Origin of the sequence: Comamonas sp. w2-DMI, assembly GCF_040187735.1 — a bacterium.
Classification (GTDB): Bacteria; Pseudomonadota; Gammaproteobacteria; order Burkholderiales; family Burkholderiaceae_C; genus Comamonas; species Comamonas terrae.
Genome location: NZ_JBANEL010000001.1, coordinates 542787 through 564047 on the forward strand (window position 1 = coordinate 542787; position 21261 = coordinate 564047).

Here is a 21261-nt window from a genome sequence, read left to right on the forward strand (position 1 = left end):
GGTATGCGATGATGACGCAAATGTGAAATTGTGTATCTGGTGACGAGGGTATCGGCCTGGTGCATGCAGTGCTTCACAAAAGCAATCAACGAATCGAGGAGTTTTCCATGCGCCAGAACCTGCCGGTGACCCAGCGCAACCATGACTATCCGGGCGACGAGCTGCTGGTGTCCACCACCAATACCAAGGGCGAGATCACGCACTGCAACCCGGCTTTCGTGCGCGTGAGCGGCTACTCCTATGAGGAACTGATCGGCCAGCCGCACAATCTGATCCGCCATCCCGACATGCCGGCCGCCGCCTTCAAGGACATGTGGCGCACCATCGCCCACGGCTATCCGTGGACGGCCCTGGTCAAGAACCGCCGCAAGAACGGCGACCACTACTGGGTGCGCGCCAACGTCACGCCCATCATGGAGGGCGGCAGGCCCAGCGGCTACCTGTCCGTGCGCACCAAGCCCGAGCCGCGCGAGATCGAGGCGGCCGAGGCCCTGTACCAGCGCATGCGCAGCGAAGCCGAAAAAGGCCGGCCGACCTTCCGCCTGCGCGGCGGCGAACTGCGCCGCCTGGGCCTGATGGGCTGGTGGGATGCGCGCCAGGACGTAGGCCTGGTGGCCCGCATGGCACTGCTGTTGGTCATGGTCGGCAGCATGGCCATGCTGCCCGATCTGCTGGGCTGGCAGGGCGCTCTGGCCTGGGGCACGCGCCTGGCCGCGCTGGTGCTGGGCGGGGGCTTTGTGCTGTGGCGCTTCCAGCGGCGCTGCGTCGCGGGGCTGGAGGAAGCCAGCCGCTTTGCCGCCGATATTGCCAGCTGCAACCTGGGCACGGCCAGCAGCAGGAACTACAGCGGCACCATGGGCACGCTGATGCAGCGCCTGCAGCAGATCCAGAGCAATCTGCGCGCGGTGGTGGGCGATGTGCGTACCGAAGTGCGCAACTTTGCCGACACGGCCCACGAAATCGCCCAAAGCAGCTTCGACCTGGCCAGCCGCACCGAATCCCAGTCCAGCAATCTGCAGCAGACCGCGGCCTCGATGGAGGAGATTTCAGGCACGGTGGCGCAGACGGCCGACACGGCCCAGCACATGGCGCTGGAAAGCGACCAGAGCAAGCAGGTGGCCAGCCGCAGCGGCGCCGCCATCAGCGAGGTGGGCGCGGCCATGGAGCACATCCGCGGTTCGTCCACGCGCATGAGCGAGATCATCGGCGTGATCGAGAGCATTGCCTTCCAGACCAATCTGCTGGCACTGAACGCCGCGGTGGAGGCCGCGCGTGCGGGCGAGCAGGGCCGCGGCTTTGCCGTGGTGGCCGGCGAGGTGCGGGCGCTGGCCCAGCGCAGCGCCACGGCGGCCAAGGAAATCAGCGGCCTGATCACGCGCACCGTGGACGGCATCAACGACGGCAATGCGCGCATGCGCGCTGCGGGCGAGACCATCAACGGCATGGTCGATGCGGTGGACCGTGTCAGCGCCCTGGTGCACCAGATCAGCATTGCGACGCGTGAACAGTCGATAGGCATTGCCCAGGTCAACGAGGCCGTGGCCCAGCTCGATTCGGTCACGCAGCAGAACGCGGCACTGGTAGAGCAGTCCACCGGCGCGGCCGATTCGTTGCGCCTGAGCGCCAAGACGCTGGAGCGCTCGGTGGACGTGTTCCACCTGTAGTCCGGCGCTTGTGCCGCGCGTGAAAAGCAGCCGTTTGCGGCTGCTTTTTTCATGGCCGGCAGCCGGCCCGCCGGCCGTTATCTGTTGCATGGATGCCCTGGCGCGCGCCGAATCGCGCTTGCTCTTGGTTACGATTGCGGCATGAAAATTTTGCTGATCTTGATAGCCATCGCGGTGCTGGCTTTATGTGCGCTTGGCTGGCTGTTGAGTCATATGCAGGATGTGCGCAACGCCAGGGCGCAGCCGGACGGACAGGAGCCTTCGGACAAGGTGCCCGGCAAGCCCGGTGCGGCGCCCAGGCCTGCTGCCCGGGAGCCGGCTGCGGAACAGGCGCAGCCGGCGCCGGCCGAATCCAGGGACGTGCATTTCCGCATGCAGGGCGAGCGCGGCATGGGCGGCCCCGTCTATGGCGATGTCATGTGCGCGGACGGCGTCTACCTGCCCATGGTGTGGGAGTCGGACATGCATACCTCGTTCGACGGACGCTGGCTGCGCACCGGTTTCTACGAATCCGACACCGCGCACCTGGTGGACCGCAAGTCCCGCCGCAGCTGGCTGCTGAGCCGCGCGCAGGCCCAGGCGCTGGAGGGCATCCACTGGCGGCTGCCGCGCTGGAGCGGAGAAACCATCAACGAAAGCGGACTGGCCGACGACGAGCATGTCGTCATGTCGGATGCCAGCTTCGAGGCCTGGCTGGGCGAGCATGTGGCCAGCCCGGCCCAACCCCTTGTGGCCGTGCGCGATTTGTGGATGCCGCTTGAAACGGTTCCTCCGCAAGTGGCGGCCTCCTCGCCGGCGCTGACGCCGCCCCCGGCGGCCCGGGCCGAGGGCGGGGGCAAGCCCGCGGCTCCCGCATCCGCCGCATCTCCGCCGGCAGCCCCTGCGCCGGCGGCTCCCAAGCTCACGCTGGAGCGCCACTGGCCGGCCACGCTGCGCCATCTGCGCTATCCGCTCGAGCCTCTGGAACGCCCGAACTGGCAGCTGATGATCGACGGCAAGGCCCAGCCCTGGCTGGTGGACGAGAAGGCCCATCTGGCCTGGCGCGAGGACGGTCAGGCCTTTGCGCTGTATGCCTGCCCGGCGGGCGACGAGCAGGAGCGCCCCCTGCTGCGCCTGGCGGTCTGGAGCGTGGAGCGCGGCTGGCAGCAATGGCCCGAGACCCTGCCGGCGGACCGCAAGAGTTGGAGTGTGGGCCTGTACCTGCCCGAGCAAGGTCAGGAAGAAGGAAAAGAGGCGGCCAAGCCACTTTCCGTGCTGCGCTGGGAAGGCGCCGTGGTGGCGCAGCGCGTGGAGCTGGATACGCCCGAGACCGAGCGCCTGCACGACGGCGTGAGCCTGAGCTGCGTGGCCAGCGACACCGAAGGCTGCGCCGGCCACGCCAGGGACGGGCAGGTCAGGCTGGCTGCCGTGCCGCGCACCACCTTCACATGGCTGCGCGATCCCCGGCAGCCCGAGCAGTGGCGCGCCTGCAGCGAGCCCGTGGCCGGCCAGCGCCTGATCTGGACGCTGCGCAAGAACGCGCTGGACGAGCAGGGCGAAACCGCGGCCTACAGCCTGCAGTGGGGCGAGCGCCATCTGGCCGGCAACTGGGCGCTCGAGCATGTGGTGGTGCAGGGCCGCCGCGCCGTGCTCATGCCGCATGGCAAGGCCCCCGAGCGCGGCGGCAACGGCGCGGTGCAGATCTGGGACGGCCAGCGCCTGCAGAACGTGGACCTGCCCTGGCCCGTGGTGCGCCTGATTCCCGTGCCCGGCCGCAACGGGGGCGCCGCGGTGCGTGTGGGGCTGGTGGCCCTGACAGGCTGCCTGGCCGACAAGGACCGGGATGCGAACACGGCTTCTTGGCGCTGGCCCGTGCATTCGGTATCCACCAGCCACCTGGCGCGGCCCGACTGGTCGCCGCTGTATGCCATCCGCCATATCGCGCCCGATGCGCAAGGGCGCTGGCGGCTGCTGCCGCGCTGGCGCGAAGTACGCCAGATCCAGCATCCCTGCGCCGATGGCGACTATGTCTGGCGCGACCCGGCCCGAGGCGATGCACTGTGGTGGTGGGGCGGCGTGCATGCGCGCGTCAACAATTACTGGGAGCCGGAGACTCCGCGCTTTGACGGCGTGTGCGTGACGCGCAGCGGCACCGTGCTGTGCGGCACCGGCCCCAGCGCCTGCCCCCATCCGGCCGGCGAGGGTTGGGTGACGCTGGAGTGGCTCAGCAGCTCCTACAGCGGGCCGGGCGAATGGAAGCTGCACTGGATCAATCCCGTGGAAAAGGAAGTGCGCAGCCTGGGCCTGCAGGCCTGGATGCCGCTGCTGCTGGGCTGGGATGCGCAGGGCCTGCACTGGCGCGAGGCCGAAAGGCCTGCGCAGGAAGGCGAAGTGCCGCAGGCGCCGGAGCGCCAGCTCATCGTGGCGCAGATGTGGAACCGGGCCGGTGTGGAGAAGCTGCGCCAGGGGCCGCAGGGCCTGTGGCTGCGCAAGCAGGACCTGAGCTATGCCGAAGCCCTGCTGGTGCAGGATGACTGGCCATGGGAAAGGATCTGACCCTCCAGACGGCCGCCCGGCGGCAACTGCTCTGGCAGGAACTGGACTTGCTGTGCCGGCTGGGCCTGGGCCTGGCCCCCGTCGCCGCCGAAATATGCGCGGTGCTGCGCGCGCTGGTGGGCGCCGATGCGGCGGCGCTGTTCTGGCTCGACGAACAGGGGCGCCCCGAGGGCTTTCACCACGAGGACTCTCCGGCCAGTGTGCGCAACCTCTTTCTCAACGAGTTCCACCTGTTCACCGGCCCGGGAGAGACCAACATCCATATCCTGGCCCGTCCCGAGGGGCCACGCGTGGGGCGGCTGCTGTCGCCGGGCGCCGCGTATTACCGGTCGAATAGCCACAATCTGCTGATGCGGCCCAACGGCCACCACTACACGCTGGATTTGCGGGTGGAAGTGCAGGGACCCAGGGGACCCGTGACCCGGGCGGTCGCCGCCCTGTTCCGTGCGCACAGTGCCGGCTTCTGCCATGGCTTCAGCCCTGCCGAAGCGTCCCTGCTGGACCGGGCCTGTGCCAGCCTGCAGCGCGCCTTCCAGCCGCAGGCTGCTCCCTGTCACCTCAGCGCCTATGGCGCCACCGGCCATGTGCTGCTGGATGGTGCCCGTCTGCGCCCCTTGTCGGCCGACGCACCGGCGCTGCAGCTGTTGCAGGCGGCCCATGTGCCGGGCCTGGGCCTGTACGGTGCCGACGCCGCTGCGCTGCCGGCCAATCTGCTCGCCTTGCTGGGACTGCTGCCCGGCCAGAGCCGGCTGCTGCCCGTGCCCCGGGGGCTGCTGGCGCTGCACACCAGTCCGCTGCACGCCGGCACGCAGCCCACGGCGCAAGATGCCACCCACTGGTTGCTGACGCTGCAGCTGCAGCGACCGCGCCAGATCGACGTGGTGCGCCGTGTGGTGGAGCTGCCGCTGACGCCGCTGCAGCGCGAGATCGCCGTGCTGGCCGGGCTGGGCCACGCCCGGGCCGACAGCCTGGCGCTGACCGGGGTGAGCAATGCGGCGCTCAAGAAGCACCTGGGCTCCATCCTCGAAGTCGCCAATGTCGGCAACTGGGACGAGCTGGGGCGCAGCCTGCGCGGCTGACGCATGAACAGGCATTGAGACGGTATCCCTAGGGGGATGGCGCGCGCCATCCGGTTTTCCAAAAATGCCGCCACCGTCCTGCTTTGGCTGGCGGATGTCCATTCCTGGAAAACCTTCCCATGCATGTCGGAGCCCTTTCCCTTCCTGCCGCCGGCCTTCTCGCGCCGGCCGGTCTGGGCTGCCGCCTCGGTCCGCACTTCATCCCGTGGGCGAATCCTCTTCGCCCGCTCTCACTGGCACGCAGCCTGTGTCCCGAAGTCGGCGCGATCCCTGGCGGCACAGGCGTCCCACCTGCCGGCCTGCCTTTTCTGCACTCCCAAGGAGCATTTCCATGCGATACACATTGATCCGCAAGCTGGTTTGCATTGCCCCCGTGCTGATGGCCCTGGCGGCCTGCGGTGGCGGCGACTCCACCCCTGCCCCGGCCCCGGCACCTGTGCCTCCAGGGCCACCTCCCGTGGTGACGCCTGCCGGCACTGCACAGGGCACGCCGGTCAGCGCCAGCCTGGGCAGCGCGGGCGGCACGCTGAGCAGTGCCGACGGCAGACTCCAGCTCTTAGTGCCCGAAGGCGCGCTGAGCGCACCCACCACGATCAGCATCCAGCCCGTCAGCAACGGCGCGCCTGGCCGCGTGGGGTCTGGCTACCGCCTGCTGCCGGAGGGCATCACGTTTGCCAGGCCGGTGCAGCTGAGCTTTGCCTACGACGAGAGCGATGTCGCAGGCAGCAGCGCCGAACTGCTGGGCGTGGCAACCCAGCAGGCCGATGGCACCTGGCGGTGGCAGGGCGGCACGCTGGACGCGCAGGCCCGCACCGTGACCGCCAGCGCCACGCATTTCAGCGACTGGTCGCTGGTCAAGGGCCTGCAGCTGCGTCCCCCCAGCGCCACCGTCAAGACCCGCGCCAGCGTGTCGCTGAAGCTGGCGTACTGCTTCGCGCCCGCGCTGGACAACGACCTGCTCGAGCCGCTGGGCTTCGACTGCGAGGCCGAAAATGCGCCCGCGCCCCGTCAGGCCGTCAACTGGTCCGTCAACGGCATCCCCGGCGGCAACGGCAGCGCAGGCACCGTGGCCGGCAGCAAGGGCGGCGCCACCTATACGGCGCCGGCGCAGGTGCCGCCGTCCAATCCGGTGGCGGTCTCGGCCGAGATACAGGGCGCCGGGGGCAAGGTGCTGGTGGTCTCGAACATCACGGTCAAGGGGGATGAAGCCGCGGGCTATGCAGGCAGCATTTCCGGCACCGTCACCGAAACAGCGGACGGCACGAGGATCACCTACCAGTCCGCCAACCTGCGCTTTGTTCCGCTGGAGGTGCCGCCGACCAATTACGCGGCGCGCGGCAGCCTCACCATGACCACCTACCATCCGGGCGGCGATGTCACCACCCGGCTGGTGAACCTGGAGGGCGACGGAAGCGTGCTGACCGTCCATGACCCCGTGCTCGAAGGCCCCTACGCATCGTTCTCAGGCCGCTACTGGTTCTCCGTGATGGGGCTGTTCAACGCCTGTCCCGAGAAAGCGGTGATGGACGGCACCGCCCTGCCTTCATATGGCGCAGACCCAAGCCGCCTGGAGGGTGCACGCCAGATCAGCTGCGCCGGCGGCAGCCTGGCCATTGACGCCCAATGGTCCCTGAAAGCGGACGATGCAGGGACATAAGGACATGGGCATCGGCGGCCATCACTGGCGTGCCGTGCGCACGTTGGGCGGCAGTGCGCCGGGATGGCTGGTGCGGTAGGGGTTGATGTCCAGCCCGCCGCGGCGGGTGTAGCGCGCATAGACGGCCAGCTTGATCGGCTGGCAGCGCGTCCAGATGTCCATGAAGATGCGTTCCACGCATTGCTCATGGAATTCGTTGTGGTTGCGAAAGCTCACCAGGTACTGCAGCAGGCCTTCCTGGTCGATGGGCGCGCCGCTGTAGCGGATCTGGACGCTGCCCCAGTCGGGCTGGCCCGTGACCAGGCAGTTGCTCTTGAGCAGGTGGCTGACCAGGGTCTCGGTGACCGGCGTTTCCTCCTGGGCGGCCCGCAGCAGCTGGGGCGCAGGCGTGTATTGCGTGCATTCGACGTCCAGGCGGTCCAGCAGCAGGCCGTCGAGCTCCTGGACCTGCTGCTGATCGAAGCGGTCCACCCCCACCAGCTGCACGCCCACGCTGCCTTTTTGCTCGCTGCCGCGCCACACGGCTTCGGACAGGTCGGTGCGCAGCCGCGCCTGCACCTCGCCGGCATCGGCAAAGCGGCTGTTGTTGAAGCTGTTCAGGTAGAGCTTGAAGGACTTGCTCTCGATGAGGTTGGGCGTCTCGCAGGGAATGGTGAAGTGCACCAGCGCCACCTGAGGCTTGCCGCGCAGGTTGAGCCAGGACAGCTCGAAGGCCGTCCAGAGGTCGGCGCCGAAGAAGGGCGGCCGGGCGCCGGCGCCGATTTCCTCGCGCTTGGCCAGGCGCGGCAGCGGGAAGAGCAGGGTGGCGTCGTACTGGTCGACATAGGCCGAGGCCTTGCCCAGCTGGGATTGCTCAGGAGTGTTCATGGTATTCGGGGGCAACAAAAGGCTGGCAAAAAAAGTAGCTGCCAGCGCAGGACTGTATTGGGTTGGACTGGCTTTTTATCTGAATTCGCGCTCGCGCAGCCACTTGGTGGCAATCCATTTCTCGCCTTCGAGCACGGGGGCGCCGCCGTGCAGGGTGCGCGTGGCGGGATCGGGCCGGTCGTAGCTGAAGAACACGGCATTGCCGCGGCGCGGCATGACCTGCAGCGGCACTTCGGGGAAGGTGGTGCCGCCGCCGCGCGCAGGCTCGTTCAGGTACATGACCAGGGTGCCCACGCGCTGGCCGCCGCGCTTGAGAATGCTGGGCGTGCCCGGCTCGTTGGGCGCGAAGTAATCATGGTGGGGCTTGTATTCGGCGCCGGGCCGGTAGTGCAGCACCTGCAGGCCTTCGCCGTTTTCCACGGGCCAGTTCAGCAATCGGGCGATGCGCTCCTCCAGCCGGCGCACCACCTCGTTTTCGCCGCGCTGGAAGAACATGCCGTTGCTGGTGCGGTCGTCGTTGACGGCTTCGCCGCCGCTCAAGTTGTCCACCGTCAGCGAGCGCTGCATGCGCGGACGCGCGGCCTCGATGATGGCCTCGCACTCCTGTGCCGTGAGCAGATTGCCGAAGACCACGATGCGCGGGTTGTGCAGGCTCATGAGCACATGGACCTCGTGGCCGTCCACCTGTATGCAGCAGGGATCGCCTTGCAGGCCGGGCTCGGGCACGCTGCCTGCCTGGGAGGCCGTGGCGCCGTGCGGCCGGGCCGCGGCCGTGAACGGCGGCGGCAGCTCGCCTTCCTCGGGCAGGCCCAGCGCACGGCGCGCCAGATTCTCGCGCCAGCCCACGTCGCGCATGGACTGCAGCAGGGCCGGCAGCGGCACGCCTGCAGCACTCTGGCTTTGCACCCATTGCATCAGCTCGGGCGTCAGTCCGGCGGGAACGGAGGAAGCGGCATTGGTGGTGGAGCTCATGGCCTTGATGCTAGTGCGCGTGCCGTGGAAACTCAAACCTGGGGGTGTTCTGCGGGCAGAACCCTCTCGGGCATCAGCCCGACACCTTGCGGCGGAACACCAGGCGCCCGGGCGTGGATGCCGTGGCGGCATAGGCATAGCCGTCCAGATCGAACTTGCGCAGATCGGCCACGCGCCTGGCCCTGTGCTGCACGGCCCAGCGCACCATCAGCCCGCGCGCACGCTTGGCGTAGAAGCTGATGATCTTGTACTGGCCGCCCTTGAAATCCTCGAACACGCACTCGACCACGGGCGCCTTGAGCGTCTGGAGGTCCACGGACTTGAAGTATTCCTGCGAGGCGAGGTTGACCACCACGCGCTCGGCCTCGGGCTGGGCCGCGCTGCGTTCGTTGAGGTAGTCGGCGATCTGCGAGCCCCAGAACTGGTAGAGATTGCTGCCCTTGTCCGTGGCCAGGCGGGTGCCCATTTCCAGGCGATAGGGCTGCAGCCAGTCCAGCGGGCGCAGCACGCCGTACAGGCCGCTGAGGATCACCACATGCTCCTGGGCCCAGTCCAGTTCGCGGGGCTTGAGCGAATGCGCATCCAGCCCTTCGTACACGTCGCCGTTGAAGGCCAGCACGGCCTGGCGCGCGTTGCCGGCGGTGAAGCGGGCGCTGAAGGCTTCGTAACGCGCCACGTTGAGCACGGCCAGCTTGTCGCTGATGCCCATGAGCTCGGACAGCTCCTGCGGCGACTTGCCGCGCAGAACCTCGATCAGCTCCAGCGGCTGCTGCTTGAAGACGGGCAGGGTATGCGGCAGGTCCTTGGGCAGCGGCGTTTCATAGTCCAGGGACTTGGCGGGGGAGATCAGGAACAGCATGGCGGGGGCTGTGGACGTTGATGTTTCGGGGGAAAAGAAACGGGGCCAAGAGCCTTGCCCGGGATCGGACAAGGCCATTGGCCCCGGTGCGGCAGCGGCGTTTTATGCCATGTCCATGCCGAGCGATGCCTTGCAGGCTTCGCTCGACCGGTCCATGCAATCAGCGGGCTGCGCCGATGGAGCTGGCGACGGCCGCCTGCTCGAATGGCAGCGGCATATGGCTCAGGTCCTTGCGGGTCTCGACCAGGATCAGCGGGCCTTCGTCCAGCACGATGGCCGGGGGACGCTCGCGCGGAATGTGCACGGGCCTGGGTTCGGCAGCGATGGCGGCCTGCACGGCCGCGACCTTTTCCGGGTCGGAGTTGATCCACTGCAGGCCCGAGGCCGATGCCAGCGATTGCAGCTCGGCCATCGGCAGCGCGTAGACCGCAGGCGTGGCGAGCTGCGCCTGTGCCGGCTCGGCCACGGCTTCCACGGCCGGGGCGGGCGCCTGTTCGGCCGTCACGACAGGCTCGGCAGCCGGGGCAGGCACCGCAGCAGCAGCAGCTTGCTCCGTGGCGGCCGGGGCCAGCGCGGGTGCTTGCACTTCGATGGCCTCTTGCGCAGGTACGGCAATGGGCTGGGCCGAAGCCGTGTCGAAGTAGCTGCGGCGTGCCGGCTGCTCCTGGGCGGTATCGTCCAGGGCGGCTACAGGCTGCGGAATCAGCTCGCCCTGCTCGGGCGCAAAGCCGGCCTGCGCCTCGGCGTCGCGAGGGACGCGGTCGCCGCGCTCGCTACGGTCGCGGCGGTCGCGGCCGTAGCGGTCGCGCGAGCGGCGCTGGCGCGGCTCGCGGGTCTGCTCGCCTTCGCCTGCAATGTCGCCGGGCTGTGCATTGCCCGCATTCACGGCCGCTTCATCGGCCGGCTGCTGCTCCGCGGAGCGCGGTTGGCGTTCCTGACGGTCCTGCTGGCGCTCGCGGCGGTTTTCACCGCGTTCCTGGCGGCTGCGTTCGCCGCGGCCTTCGCCGGCCTGCTGGTTGAGCTCCTCGCCGGTGTTCAGCGCGGATTCGGCTCCCTGTTCGCGTCGGTCCTCGCGCTCGCGGCGCTCACCGCCACGGCGGTTGTTGCCACGCTCGTTGCGCTCGCTGCTGCGTTCATTGCTGCGCTCGCTGCGTTCAGGGCGTTCGCCACGTTGCACCTCGGCGTCGCGGCCGGCGCCGTTGCGGCGGTTGCGGTCCTGGCGCTCGCCGCCGCGTTCATTGCTGCGCTCGCCGCGTTCCGCACGCTCGCCAGTGCGTTCACCGTTGCGGCGGCGGCCATCGGAGCGTTCGTTGCGGTCGCCGCGGCGGCCTTCGCGGCTCTCGCGGGCCGGGGTTTCCGCCACGGGCTGCGGGGCGGCCACGGGCGCCGGCGTGCCGAAGCCGAACAGGTTCTTGAGCCAGGCGAAGAAGCCCTGCTCGCGCACCACGGGGCGCGCGGCCGCAGGAGCGGGCGCAGCCGCACCGGCCTGGGGGCGCGGCTGGCGCGGCGGACGGGGCTCGGCCACCGGCGCGGGAGCATCGGGCAGCACGCCCTTGATCACCGGCGTCTGCTTGTTGGTGGGCTCCTGCGAGCGGCGCGTGACGGTGGTCACGTCCTCGGCTTCCTCGGCCAGCTTGTAGCTGGCTTCCATGGATTCCAGGCGCGCATCGTCGTGCTTGAGGCGCTCGAGCTTGTAGTGCGGCGTGTCCATGGACTTGTTGGGCACCATGATCACGTTGACGCGCTGCTTGAGCTCGATCTTGGTGATTTCGCTGCGCTTTTCGTTGAGCAGGAAGGAGGCCACCTCCACGGGCACCTGGCAGTGCACGGCGGCCGTGTTGTCCTTCATGGACTCTTCCTGGATGATGCGCAGGATCTGCAGCGCCGAGCTTTCCGTGTCGCGGATGTGGCCGGAGCCGCCGCAGCGCGGGCAGTTGATGTGCGCGCCTTCGGAGAGGGCGGGCTTGAGGCGCTGTCGGCTCATCTCCATCAGGCCGAACTTGCTGATGGTGCCGAACTGCACGCGGGCGCGGTCCTGGCGCAGCGCGTCGCGCAAGCGGTTTTCCACTTCGCGGCGGTTCTTGCTCTCCTCCATGTCGATGAAGTCGATCACGATCAGGCCGCCCAGGTCGCGCAGGCGCATCTGGCGCGCCACTTCGTCGGCGGCTTCCAGGTTGGTGCGGGTGGCGGTTTCCTCGATGTCGCCGCCCTTGATGGCGCGGGCCGAGTTCACGTCCACGGAGACCAGTGCCTCGGTATGGTCGATCACGATGGCGCCGCCCGAGGGCAGGGTCACGGTGCGCGAGTAGGCCGACTCGATCTGGTGCTCGATCTGGAAGCGGCTGAACAGCGGCGCGTCGTCGCGGTAGCGCTTGACGCGGGCGGCGTGCTCGGGCATGACGTGCGCCATGAATTGCTGCGCCTGCTCGTAAATGTCGTCGGTGTCGATCAGGATGTCGCCGATGTCGCTGTTGAAGTAGTCGCGGATGGCGCGGATCACCAGGCTCGATTCCTGGTAGATCAGGAAGGCGCCCTTGGCGCCCTTGGCGGCGCCGTCGATGGCGTTCCACAGCTTGAGCAGGTAGTTCAGGTCCCACTGCAGCTCGGGCGCAGTGCGGCCGATGCCGGCGGTGCGCGCAATGATGGACATGCCCTTGGGGTATTCGAGCTGGTCCATGGCCTCCTTGAGCTCGGCCCGGTCCTCGCCCTCGATGCGGCGCGAGACACCGCCGCCGCGCGGATTGTTGGGCATCAGCACCACGTAGCGGCCGGCCAGCGAGATGAAGGTGGTCAGGGCTGCGCCCTTGTTGCCGCGCTCTTCCTTCTCGACCTGGACGATCAGCTCCTGGCCTTCGCGGATCACGTCGTTGATGCGGGCCTGGCTGGGGGAGACGCCTTCGGCAAAGTACTGCTTGGAGATTTCCTTGAAGGGCAGGAAGCCGTGGCGGTCCTCGCCGTAGTCCACGAAGCAGGCTTCCAGGGAGGGCTCCACGCGGGTCACGACCGCCTTGTAGATATTGCCCTTGCGCTGCTCGCGGCCCTCGATCTCGATTTCGTAGTCCAGCAGCTTCTGGCCGTCCACAATCGCCAGGCGGCGTTCTTCGGACTGTGTGGCGTTAATCAGCATCCGTTTCATGATGCGTTTCCTCTAATCGTTTTGGGGGCACGCCGGTCTGCGGCCACATGCCGTCGACCGACGTGCCTTTGACTGGTAATCAAAGACAGGCTCTCATGGGAGCCGAGATGCCAGACGGACGCGTCGAAACGAAAGGGAATCTGCGGGGTGCTGCAGTGCGACTGGCTTGTCTCAAGTCAGTCGCAGGGGCACAGGCCGGGGAACGAGCGAGGGGGGACGTGCAGACAAACGCGTGATCCAGGGCGTCACCCCCGGAGCTTTTGCACGTGCGAAGGAGGTGGGTGGTCGCTTTTGGACACGACGAACTCCGGGAGCAAGCATCGCGCTGCTCCACAGTTCAATCATCCATGTCCAGAAGATCCACATGCTCGCTTTGACTACCGGCAGTCGGTGGCGCCAGGCCTGCTGCAACTGCCGGTGATGAGATTCCGTATCAGTGTTTCGATTTGTCAGCCTTTGCCAGCATTTCACCGACTTTTGCAGTCCATCTTTACTGCAATTTGTGTGTGCAAAACCGGCGGGCATCGACCTGCCTGTGCGGCGGGAAATGGCTGATTGGACTAAACTCCATGCGAATCAACCACTTACAACTATCTCGGCACAGGTGAAACACATTATAGAGGGCAAACCGGCAACGAGCCGGTCCCAGCATGCAGCCGCAGCTTCCGTGCGGCTGATCGAAGTCGATGCCGATTCCGCGGGACAGCGTCTGGACAACTTTCTTCTGCGCCATCTCAAGGGCGTGCCCAAGACCCATGTCTACCGCATCATCCGCAGTGGCGAAGTGCGCGTCAACAAGGGCCGCGCCAGTGCGGAAACGCGCGTGCAGGCCGGCGACATGGTGCGCGTGCCGCCCGTGCGGATTTCCGAAAAAGTGGCCGAGAAGGCGCAACGCCCTGCGCCGGCCAAGGACTTTCCCGCATTGCTCGACGACGAGTCCATGATCGCCATCGACAAGCCTGCGGGCGTGGCCGTGCATGGCGGCTCGGGCGTGAATTTCGGCGTGATCGAACAGCTGCGCCAGGCCCGTCCCGAGGCGCGCTTTCTCGAGCTCGTGCACCGGCTGGACCGCGAGACCTCGGGCATTCTGCTGGTGGCCAAGAAGCGCTCGGCCCTGGTCCACCTGCAGGACCAGTTCCGCGAGCGCGAGACCGGCAAGACCTATCTGGCCCTGGTCCAGGGCACCTGGCCGGCCAACAAGAAGGTGATCGACCTGCCGCTGCACAAGTATCTTCAGGCCGACGGCGAGCGCCGCGTGCGCGTGACCACGGCCGACGACCCCGAGGGCATGCGCTCGATCACGCTGGTCAAGGTGCGCAAGCTGATCGAACCGCGCCCGCTGCAGGGCCTGCCGGCCATGAGCCTGCTGGAGGTCACGATCAAGACCGGGCGCACGCACCAGATCCGCGTGCACCTGTCCTCGCAGGGCCATCCCATCGTGGGCGACGACAAATACGGCGATTTCGATCTCAACCGCCGTGTGCAAAAGCAGGGGCTCAAGCGCATGTTTTTGCATGCGTGGCGGTTACAGTTCATGCATCCCGCCAGCGGCGAGCGCCTGGAGCTCCGGGCCGAGCTGCCGCCGGAGCTGGCCGATTTCGTGGCCTGAAAGACCGCATGAGTTTGTTTGTTATGGAAAAAGATAGCGCCCAGCGACCGCGCCGCTTCGATCTGATCGCGTTCGACTGGGATGGAACGGTGGCCGATTCCACGGCCATCATCACGCGCAGCATCCAGGAGGCGGTGCGCGATGTCGGCGGCACCGTGCCCAACGACGAGCAGGCCTCGTATGTGATCGGCATGGCGCTGATGCCGGCGCTGGCGCATGCGGCCCCCGACGTGCCGCCGGAAAAGCATGCGGAGCTGGGCAACCGCTACCGCTACCACTTCTTCAAGCACCAGAACGACATCTGCCTGTTCAAGGGCATTCTGCCTTTGCTGATGGAGCTGCGCACGCGCGGCCACTGGCTGGCGGTGGCCACCGGAAAGAGCCGCATGGGACTCAACCATGCATTCCAGGACGAGCAGCTGCGCGGCATTTTCGACGGCTCGCGCACGGCCGACGAGACGGCCGGCAAGCCCAGCCCGCTGATGCTGCAGGAGCTGATGGCCGAGTTCGGCGTCGAGCCCGAGCGCGTGCTGATGATCGGTGACACCACGCACGATCTGCAGATGGCCGTGAACGCGGGCTGCGCTTCGGTCGGCGTGTCCTATGGCGCGCATGCGCCGGATCAGTTCGGCGCGCTGGGACCGCTGTTCATTGCGGAATCGGTGGCCGAGCTGCACCGCTGGCTGCTGGAAAATGCCTGAGCCTGGTCATGCCTGAATTCACCAGCGAAGCCATCGAGCTGTGCCCCAGCAGCGCGCTGGTGGAGGGCGGGCGCGCCCATGGCTTCGATGTGGTCTATGCCGGGCAGGCGGCGCGGGCCTTTGCCATCCGCTTCGAAGGCCGGCCCCACGCCTACCTGAACCGCTGCACGCATGTGCCCATGGAAATGGACTACCAGGAAGGGCAGTTCTTCGACGACAGCGGAAACTGGCTGCTGTGCTCCACCCATGGCGCCGCCTATGCGCCGGATTCGGGCGCCTGCGTGGGCGGCCCGTGCCGCGGCGGCCTGGTGAAAATCGCGCTCAGCGAGAGCGGCGGCATGGTGCGCTGGCATACTGGTCCCCAGTTGAAACCTTTGGAATTTTGAGATGAGTGCTCCAAACACACCGGACGACCACAGCTCCGGCGCCTCGATGACGCCGGGCGCTGACCTGTGGTCCAAAGCCTCGGCGGCGCCCGCGCCTGCAGCTGCTTCGGCAGCCAATCCCGGCTGGGAGCGTGAGGTGCTGGAAAAGCTGGTGTTCGCAACCATCAAGGAGCAGCGCGCCGCGCGCCGCTGGCGCTTCTGGGGGCGCCTGCTGTGGTCCGTCGTGGTCTTGCTGGCGCTGTGGCTGATCTTCTTCAAGGACGCGACCACGACCACCAGCACTTCCGCCCACACGGCGGTGGTGGAGATCAAGGGCGAGATCGCCTCGGGCTCCAATGCCAGCGCCGAGCTCATCGTGGCCGCCATGCGCAGCGCCTTCGAGGACTCGGGTTCGCGCGCCGTGGTGCTGCTGATCAACTCCCCCGGCGGCAGTCCCGTGCAGGCAGGCATCATCAACGACGAGATGGTGCGCCTCAAGGCCAAGTACAACAAGCCGCTTTATGCCGTGGTGGAGGAAAGCTGCGCTTCGGCCGCCTACTACATCGCATCGGCGGCCGACGAGATCTTCGTGGACAAGGCCAGCATCGTGGGCAGCATCGGCGTGCTCATGGACGGCTTCGGCTTCACGGGCGTGATGGACAAGGTAGGCGTGGAACGCCGCCTGCTGACTGCTGGCGAGAACAAGGGCTTCCTGGATCCTTTCAGTCCCATGTCTGCAAAGCAGCATGAATATGCGCAGCAGATGCTCGACCAGATCCATGAGCAATTCATCGGCGTGGTCAAGAAAGGCCGCGGCGACCGTTTGCATGAGACGCCCGAGCTTTTCAGCGGCCTTTTCTGGACCGGCCAGCAGGCCATCGCGCTGGGGCTGGCGGACAAGCTGGGTAGCGTGGACTATGTCGCCCGCGAAGTGGTCAAGGCCGAGGAAGTGGTGGACTACACGCGCCGCGACAACGTGGCCGAGCGCCTGGCCAAGCGCTTTGGCGCCGCCGTGGGCGAAGGTTCGGTCCAGGCTATGCGCAATCTGATGCCGCAGATTCGCTAGATTCCCTGCAGAAAGTGCCTCCAGGCCAGGCAGGCCAAGCGAAGAATGCTATGAAATAAAAAATCCCGTGTGCCATGCCACGGGATTTTTTGCTGGAGGATGTTCAGCGGCCGATGCAGAACACCGTCGGCATGCGGTTGTCCGGCGGTGCGTTGCGCTGGCGCCACTCGCGTACCAGACGGCTTTCTATGCGCGCCGTCGCCAGGGTCAGGCCGCCGGCGATGGCCAGCCGGGTGTTGGGCTGCAGGGTCTGCAGCAGGGCCTGCCACAGTGCGGCGTTGCGATAGGGTGTCTCGATGAACTGCTGGGTCTGGCCCTGGCGCAGGGCCAGGGCTTCCAGCTCCTTGATGCGGCTGGTGCGCTCGCCGGCGTCCTGGGGCAGATAGCCCACAAAAGCATAGTTCTGGCCGTTCAGGCCGCTGGCCGCCAGAGCCAGCAGCAGCGACACGGGGCCGATCAGCGGCACCACCCGGATGCCCAGGTCGTGGGCGCAGCGCACGATGGAGCTGCCCGGGTCGGCCACGGCGGGCATGCCGGCCTCGCTGATCAGGCCCAGGTCATGCCCGGCCAGCAGCGGCGCCAGCAGCGGCTTGGGATCGAAGACGGCTGCGCCCTTGTTGCCATGGTCGCCCTTCTTGTGGGCTTCGCGTGGCAGCTCGGCAATGTTCTGCGCCTGCAGCGGCACCGCCAGCGGATGCAGGGTGTCGATGCGCTTGAGGTAGGCGCGCGCGCTCTTGGCGTTCTCGCTGATCCAGTGCGTGAGGCCGGCAGCCGTGCGCAGCGTGCCTTCGGGCAGCACCTCGGTCAGCGGCGCCTGGCTGTCGCAGCCGAAATCCAGCGGTGCGGGGACCAGGTAGAGCGTGCCTGCCGGCACTGTCGTGGCGGTACCGCTCATGGCAGCACCACTCCGGCGGCGCGCAGCATCTGGCAGGTGCGGATCAGGGGCAGGCCGACCAGGGCCGTCGGGTCGTCGCTGGTCAGGGCGTCGAGCAGGGCGATGCCCAGTCCTTCGCTCTTGGCGGAGCCCGCGCAGTCGTAGGGCTGCTCGGCGCGCAGATAGCGCTCGATGGCGGCATCGTCCAGCGTGCGCAAGCGCACCTGCACGGTCACCACGTCGGCCTGCAGAAAGCCGGTCTCGGCGCACGCCACGCAGACGCCGGTGTGGAAATTCATCTGGCGGCCGCTCATCAGGCGCAGCTGCTCGGTGGCGCGCTCATGGGTGCCGGGCTTGGACAGCGGCTGGCCGTCGATTTCCGGAACCTGGTCGGAACCTATCACCAGGGCTCCGGGGTGGAGCTTTGCGACGGCCTGGGCCTTGGCGCGGGCCAGCCGCAGGGACAGGTCGTACGGCGTCTCGCCGGGCAGCGGCGTTTCGTCGACCTCGGGCGATACCGTTTCGAACGGCAATTGAAGGCGGCTCAGCAGTTCCCGGCGGTAGCGCGAAGTGGAGCCCAGGATCAGAGCGCGCGGCAGGCGCTCGGCAATGAAGGAGTCAGGCATATCGGGATTCTCTTACACTGGCTGCATGAGCAAGGATTTTTCTGCGACCCGGCTGGATGTGCGCGCATTTGCGCAAGCCGAAGGCCATCTGCAAGGTCAGGCGCCATTGTCGGCGTTCAAGCGGCTGGCCGAAGATGCACAGCCGCACGGTGGCGCGCAGCCCGAAGTGCGCTGGCAGGCCGAGGGCGAGTTCGTCCCCGAAACCGGCGGCGCCGGCCAGGTATGGCTGCATGTGACGGCCGAGGTGGATCTGCCCATGGTCTGCCAGCGCTGCCTGACGGCGGCATCGATCCCGCTGCTGGTGGACCGGTCCTTCCGCTTCGTGGCCAACGAGGCTCTGGCGGAGCAGGAAGACGACGACAGCGAGGAGGACGTGCTGGCCCTGAGCCGCGAATTCGATCTGCTGGAGCTGATCGAGGACGAGCTGCTGATGGAGGTGCCCGTGGTGCCGCGCCATGACGTTTGCCCCGTGCCCGTCAAGCTGGAGTCCAGCGATGCCGATTTCGAGCAGGCCAACGAGCAGAAGGAAAATCCGTTTGCCGTGCTGCGCTCCCTGGATGTGGGCAAGTCTGCCGACTGATGGCTGCGGGCAGGTCCCAAGGAGATAAGTGGGGAAATCGGATTGCCGAAAGCCGCGAAAAGCGTTTGCGCTATAATCGTGAGCTTCGCGCGAATCCCCTCGTGTCTTTAATGGGCTGATCGCGTTTTTTTAGGATTTACGTAAACAAGGATGCGCCAGTGGTGGTGTCCTCAGGGCAAGCATCTGCCTGACCTGTTTTGCGTGGGTCGTGTTACCAACCCTTTCAAGATACACAGGAGCCATCATGGCTGTTCAGCAAAACAAGAAGTCTCCCTCCAAGCGCGGCATGCACCGTTCGCACAATGCACTGAATGTGCCCGGCATCGCTGTGGAGCCCACCACCGGCGAAACCCACCTGCGCCACCACATCAGCCCCAACGGCGTGTACCGTGGCCGCCAGGTGCTGAAGAACAAGTCCGAAGCCTAAGCGACGACAGATCTCGCAAGGCCCGCGGCTACAAAATTTGTAGCGCGGGCTTTCGTGTTTAAGGGATACCCACAAGATTTTTGGCCGCCGCAGGCGGGGCAGGCGTCTTGTGAGTATCCTGGCAGGCCTTGCGGCCTGCCTGTCTTTCACCCCGAGCCCTATTGGACTTAATGGATCTGTCAGTCGCCCATGATCACTTTGGCTGTTGACTGCATGGGGGGCGACCATGGCCCCCGCGTCACGCTGGCTGCGTGCCGTCAGTTTCTGGATTCCCATCCCGATGCCCACCTGCTGCTGGTAGGCAAGCCGGACGAACTGGCTGCCTTCAGGCACGAGCGCGCCAGCATTGTTGCCGCGAGCGAAGTCGTCGGCATGGACGACCCGGTGGAAGTTGCGCTGCGCAAGAAAAAGGATTCCTCCATGCGCGTGGCCATTGCCCAGGTCAAGGACGGCGCTGCCAGTGCGGCGGTGTCGGCCGGCAACACGGGTGCGCTGATGGCGATCTCGCGCTACCTGCTCAAGACGCTGGATGGCATCGACCGCCCCGCGATCGCGTTCGGCCTGCCCAATGCCAAGGGCGGCGACACCACCATGCTGGATCTGGGGGCCAATGTGGACTGCACGGCAGAACACCTGCTGCAGTTCGCGGTCATGGGGTCGGCCCTGGTCGCTGCGCTCAAGAACGACGAGGCGCCCAGCGTGGGCCTGCTCAATATCGGCGAGGAGTTGATCAAGGGCAGCGAAGTCATCAAGCGTGCCGGCGAGCTGCTGCGCGCGGCGGGCGAAGCCAAGGCGCTGAATTTCTACGGCAACGTGGAAGGCAACGACATCTTCAAGGGCACGGTGGATATCGTGGTCTGCGACGGCTTTGTCGGCAACGTGGCGCTGAAGTCCACCGAAGGTGTGGCCTCGATGATCTCTGGCATCCTGAAGCAGGAATTCAAGCGCAACATCTTCACGAAAATCGCAGCCATCATTTCCTATCCGGTCCTAACTGCGCTGATGAAGCGCGTGGACCACCGCCGCTACAACGGCGCGGCCCTGCTGGGCCTGCGCGGCCTGGTGTTCAAAAGCCATGGATCGGCGGATGCCATCGCTTTCGAGCATGCGCTCAACCGCGCGTATGATGCGGCACGCAACAACCTGCTTGACCGTGTCCGCAGCCGTATTGCCGTCGCCGCACCTTTGCTGCTGGCTGCGCAGACGGAACAAGAGACGTCGGCGCCCTAATTAGAAGACATGAGACGTTACGCACGCATCATCGGCACCGGCAGCTACCTGCCTCCCCGCCGCCTCACCAACAACGACCTGGCTGCCGAGCTGGCCCAGCGCGGCATCGAAACCTCGGACGAGTGGATTGTCGAGCGCACCGGCATCCGGGCGCGCCACTTTGCCGAGCCCGACGTGGCCAGCAGCGATCTGGCGCTGCAGGCCAGCCGCAAGGCCATCGAGGCCGCCGGCATCAATGCGCAGGACATCGATCTGATCATCGTGGCCACCTCCACGCCGGACATGGTCTTCCCCTCGACCGCGGCCATCCTGCAGCACAAGCTGGGCATTGCCAATGGCTGCCCGGCATTCGACGTTCAGGCCGTGTGCAGCGGCTTCGTCTATGCGCTGTCCGTGGCGGATTCCATGATCCAGACCGGCGTGGCCAAACGCGCGCTGGTGGTGGGGTCCGAGGTGTTCAGCCGCATCCTCGACTTCAACGACCGCACGACCTGCGTGCTGTTCGGCGACGGCGCCGGCGCCGTGGTGCTGGAGGCCTCGGAAACTCCGGGCATCCTGGCCACGGAGCTGCATGCCGACGGCAGCCATGTAGGCATTCTGTGCGTTCCGGGCAATGTCTCGGGTGGCAATGTGCTGGGCGATCCCCTGCTCAAGATGGATGGCCAGGCCGTGTTCAAGCTGGCCGTGGGCGTGCTGGACAAGGCGGCGCGCGCCACGCTGGAAAAGGCGGGGCTGACCGATGCCGACATCGACTGGCTGATTCCCCACCAGGCCAATATCCGCATCATGCAGAGCACGGCGCGCAAGCTCAAGCTGTCCATGGACAAGGTGGTGGTGACCGTGGATCAGCACGGCAACACCTCGGCGGCCTCGATTCCGCTGGCGCTGGACCACGGCGTGCGGTCCGGCCAGGTCAAGCCTGGCCAGACCGTGTTGCTGGAAGGCGTTGGAGGTGGCTTCACCTGGGGTGCAGTGCTCCTCAAGATGTAGCTTCAGGCGCTTGGTGGACAAGCG

Annotated in this window: 18 protein-coding genes; 12 read left to right on the forward strand and 6 right to left on the reverse strand. The window is 66.9% G+C overall.

What is annotated here, in order from left to right; all coding sequences use genetic code 11:
* The first annotated feature begins 107 nt into the window (after window positions 1-107).
* From V8Z74_RS02410 to V8Z74_RS02425, 4 genes are all read left to right on the forward strand, one after another.
* Window positions 108-1664 carry a methyl-accepting chemotaxis protein gene (locus V8Z74_RS02410; protein ID WP_066472753.1) on the forward strand — a complete coding sequence of 519 codons (1557 nt, stop codon included), beginning with the start codon at window positions 108-110 and terminating at the stop codon, window positions 1662-1664.
* A gap of 141 nt (window positions 1665-1805) precedes the next feature.
* Window positions 1806-4199: a hypothetical protein gene (locus tag V8Z74_RS02415; RefSeq protein ID WP_349707734.1), complete on the forward strand. Its 2394-nt coding sequence runs from the start codon at window positions 1806-1808 to the stop codon at window positions 4197-4199.
* Complete coding sequence (locus V8Z74_RS02420; protein WP_349707736.1) at window positions 4184-5278, forward strand: hypothetical protein; 1095 nt, start codon at window positions 4184-4186, stop codon at window positions 5276-5278. Before V8Z74_RS02415 ends, V8Z74_RS02420 begins: the two co-directional genes overlap by 16 nt.
* A gap of 331 nt (window positions 5279-5609) precedes the next feature.
* Complete coding sequence (locus tag V8Z74_RS02425) at window positions 5610-6935, forward strand: hypothetical protein (protein ID WP_349707738.1); 1326 nt, start codon at window positions 5610-5612, stop codon at window positions 6933-6935.
* Window positions 6936-6956: 21 nt separating this feature from the next.
* Here the strand turns inward: V8Z74_RS02425 and queF are convergent, their stop codons facing one another.
* From queF to V8Z74_RS02445, 4 genes are all read right to left on the reverse strand, one after another.
* Window positions 6957-7802: an NADPH-dependent 7-cyano-7-deazaguanine reductase QueF gene (gene queF, locus V8Z74_RS02430; protein ID WP_349707739.1), complete on the reverse strand. Its 846-nt coding sequence runs from the start codon at window positions 7800-7802 to the stop codon at window positions 6957-6959.
* A 75-nt stretch (window positions 7803-7877) separates the two neighbouring features.
* Window positions 7878-8774: a 2OG-Fe(II) oxygenase gene (locus V8Z74_RS02435; RefSeq protein WP_066472737.1), complete on the reverse strand. Its 897-nt coding sequence runs from the start codon at window positions 8772-8774 to the stop codon at window positions 7878-7880.
* A 73-nt stretch (window positions 8775-8847) separates the two neighbouring features.
* Window positions 8848-9633 (reverse strand): peroxide stress protein YaaA, encoded by a 786-nt coding sequence (yaaA, locus tag V8Z74_RS02440; protein WP_349707741.1) that lies wholly within the window; start codon window positions 9631-9633, stop codon window positions 8848-8850.
* 160 nt (window positions 9634-9793) lie between these two features.
* Window positions 9794-12769, reverse strand: coding sequence for an Rne/Rng family ribonuclease (locus V8Z74_RS02445; protein WP_349707742.1), 2976 nt, complete (start codon window positions 12767-12769; stop codon window positions 9794-9796).
* Window positions 12770-13373: 604 nt separating this feature from the next.
* On the opposite strand from V8Z74_RS02445, the gene V8Z74_RS02450 reads away from it, so the two are divergent.
* The 4 genes from V8Z74_RS02450 to V8Z74_RS02465 are packed head-to-tail and all read left to right on the forward strand — an operon-like array spanning window position 13374 to window position 16510.
* Window positions 13374-14378, forward strand: a complete 1005-nt coding sequence (locus tag V8Z74_RS02450; RefSeq protein ID WP_169798038.1) for an RluA family pseudouridine synthase — start codon at window positions 13374-13376, stop codon at window positions 14376-14378.
* 8 nt (window positions 14379-14386) lie between these two features.
* Window positions 14387-15079: an HAD-IA family hydrolase gene (locus tag V8Z74_RS02455; RefSeq protein ID WP_349707744.1), complete on the forward strand. Its 693-nt coding sequence runs from the start codon at window positions 14387-14389 to the stop codon at window positions 15077-15079.
* 8 nt (window positions 15080-15087) lie between these two features.
* The gene (locus V8Z74_RS02460; RefSeq protein ID WP_349707746.1) at window positions 15088-15465 is read left to right on the forward strand and encodes a Rieske (2Fe-2S) protein; all 378 of its coding nucleotides are present in this window, start codon (window positions 15088-15090) and stop codon (window positions 15463-15465) included.
* A 1-nt stretch (window position 15466) separates the two neighbouring features.
* Window positions 15467-16510 (forward strand): S49 family peptidase, encoded by a 1044-nt coding sequence (locus V8Z74_RS02465; protein WP_349707748.1) that lies wholly within the window; start codon window positions 15467-15469, stop codon window positions 16508-16510.
* 103 nt (window positions 16511-16613) lie between these two features.
* On the opposite strand, the gene V8Z74_RS02470 is transcribed toward V8Z74_RS02465, so the two are convergent.
* Window positions 16614-17405 carry an SAM-dependent methyltransferase gene (locus V8Z74_RS02470; protein WP_349707750.1) on the reverse strand — a complete coding sequence of 264 codons (792 nt, stop codon included), beginning with the start codon at window positions 17403-17405 and terminating at the stop codon, window positions 16614-16616.
* Window positions 17402-18010, reverse strand: coding sequence for a Maf family nucleotide pyrophosphatase (locus tag V8Z74_RS02475; protein ID WP_349707751.1), 609 nt, complete (start codon window positions 18008-18010; stop codon window positions 17402-17404). The genes V8Z74_RS02470 and V8Z74_RS02475 overlap by 4 nt, the downstream gene beginning before the upstream one ends.
* A gap of 25 nt (window positions 18011-18035) precedes the next feature.
* On the opposite strand from V8Z74_RS02475, the gene V8Z74_RS02480 reads away from it, so the two are divergent.
* The 4 genes from V8Z74_RS02480 to V8Z74_RS02495 all read left to right on the forward strand — a co-directional run bounded on the left by V8Z74_RS02480 (window position 18036) and on the right by V8Z74_RS02495 (window position 21237).
* Complete coding sequence (locus V8Z74_RS02480) at window positions 18036-18590, forward strand: YceD family protein (RefSeq protein ID WP_349707753.1); 555 nt, start codon at window positions 18036-18038, stop codon at window positions 18588-18590.
* Between the two features lie 244 nt (window positions 18591-18834).
* Entirely contained in the window at window positions 18835-19017 is a 183-nt protein-coding gene (gene rpmF, locus V8Z74_RS02485; RefSeq protein ID WP_012207072.1) for a 50S ribosomal protein L32, read from the forward strand.
* A 189-nt stretch (window positions 19018-19206) separates the two neighbouring features.
* Window positions 19207-20247 carry a phosphate acyltransferase PlsX gene (plsX, locus tag V8Z74_RS02490; protein WP_349707755.1) on the forward strand — a complete coding sequence of 347 codons (1041 nt, stop codon included), beginning with the start codon at window positions 19207-19209 and terminating at the stop codon, window positions 20245-20247.
* A gap of 9 nt (window positions 20248-20256) precedes the next feature.
* Window positions 20257-21237, forward strand: coding sequence for a beta-ketoacyl-ACP synthase III (locus V8Z74_RS02495; RefSeq protein WP_066472707.1), 981 nt, complete (start codon window positions 20257-20259; stop codon window positions 21235-21237).
* Window positions 21238-21261 lie beyond the last annotated feature (24 nt).

Coding starts and splice junctions, on each gene's coding strand:
- V8Z74_RS02495 (WP_066472707.1), top strand. CDS start 20,257: ATGAGACGTTACGCACGCATCATCGGCACCGGCAGCTACCTGCCTCCC.
- V8Z74_RS02445 (WP_349707742.1), bottom strand. CDS start 12,769: ATGAAACGGATGCTGATTAACGCCACACAGTCCGAAGAACGCCGCCTG.
- V8Z74_RS02465 (WP_349707748.1), top strand. CDS start 15,467: ATGAGTGCTCCAAACACACCGGACGACCACAGCTCCGGCGCCTCGATG.
- V8Z74_RS02410 (WP_066472753.1), top strand. CDS start 108: ATGCGCCAGAACCTGCCGGTGACCCAGCGCAACCATGACTATCCGGGC.
- V8Z74_RS02470 (WP_349707750.1), bottom strand. CDS start 17,405: ATGAGCGGTACCGCCACGACAGTGCCGGCAGGCACGCTCTACCTGGTC.
- queF (WP_349707739.1), bottom strand. CDS start 7,802: ATGAACACTCCTGAGCAATCCCAGCTGGGCAAGGCCTCGGCCTATGTC.
- V8Z74_RS02435 (WP_066472737.1), bottom strand. CDS start 8,774: ATGAGCTCCACCACCAATGCCGCTTCCTCCGTTCCCGCCGGACTGACG.
- V8Z74_RS02415 (WP_349707734.1), top strand. CDS start 1,806: ATGAAAATTTTGCTGATCTTGATAGCCATCGCGGTGCTGGCTTTATGT.
- V8Z74_RS02475 (WP_349707751.1), bottom strand. CDS start 18,010: ATGCCTGACTCCTTCATTGCCGAGCGCCTGCCGCGCGCTCTGATCCTG.
- V8Z74_RS02420 (WP_349707736.1), top strand. CDS start 4,184: ATGGGAAAGGATCTGACCCTCCAGACGGCCGCCCGGCGGCAACTGCTC.
- V8Z74_RS02480 (WP_349707753.1), top strand. CDS start 18,036: ATGAGCAAGGATTTTTCTGCGACCCGGCTGGATGTGCGCGCATTTGCG.
- rpmF (WP_012207072.1), top strand. CDS start 18,835: ATGGCTGTTCAGCAAAACAAGAAGTCTCCCTCCAAGCGCGGCATGCAC.
- V8Z74_RS02460 (WP_349707746.1), top strand. CDS start 15,088: ATGCCTGAATTCACCAGCGAAGCCATCGAGCTGTGCCCCAGCAGCGCG.
- V8Z74_RS02455 (WP_349707744.1), top strand. CDS start 14,387: ATGAGTTTGTTTGTTATGGAAAAAGATAGCGCCCAGCGACCGCGCCGC.
- plsX (WP_349707755.1), top strand. CDS start 19,207: ATGATCACTTTGGCTGTTGACTGCATGGGGGGCGACCATGGCCCCCGC.
- yaaA (WP_349707741.1), bottom strand. CDS start 9,633: ATGCTGTTCCTGATCTCCCCCGCCAAGTCCCTGGACTATGAAACGCCG.
- V8Z74_RS02425 (WP_349707738.1), top strand. CDS start 5,610: ATGCGATACACATTGATCCGCAAGCTGGTTTGCATTGCCCCCGTGCTG.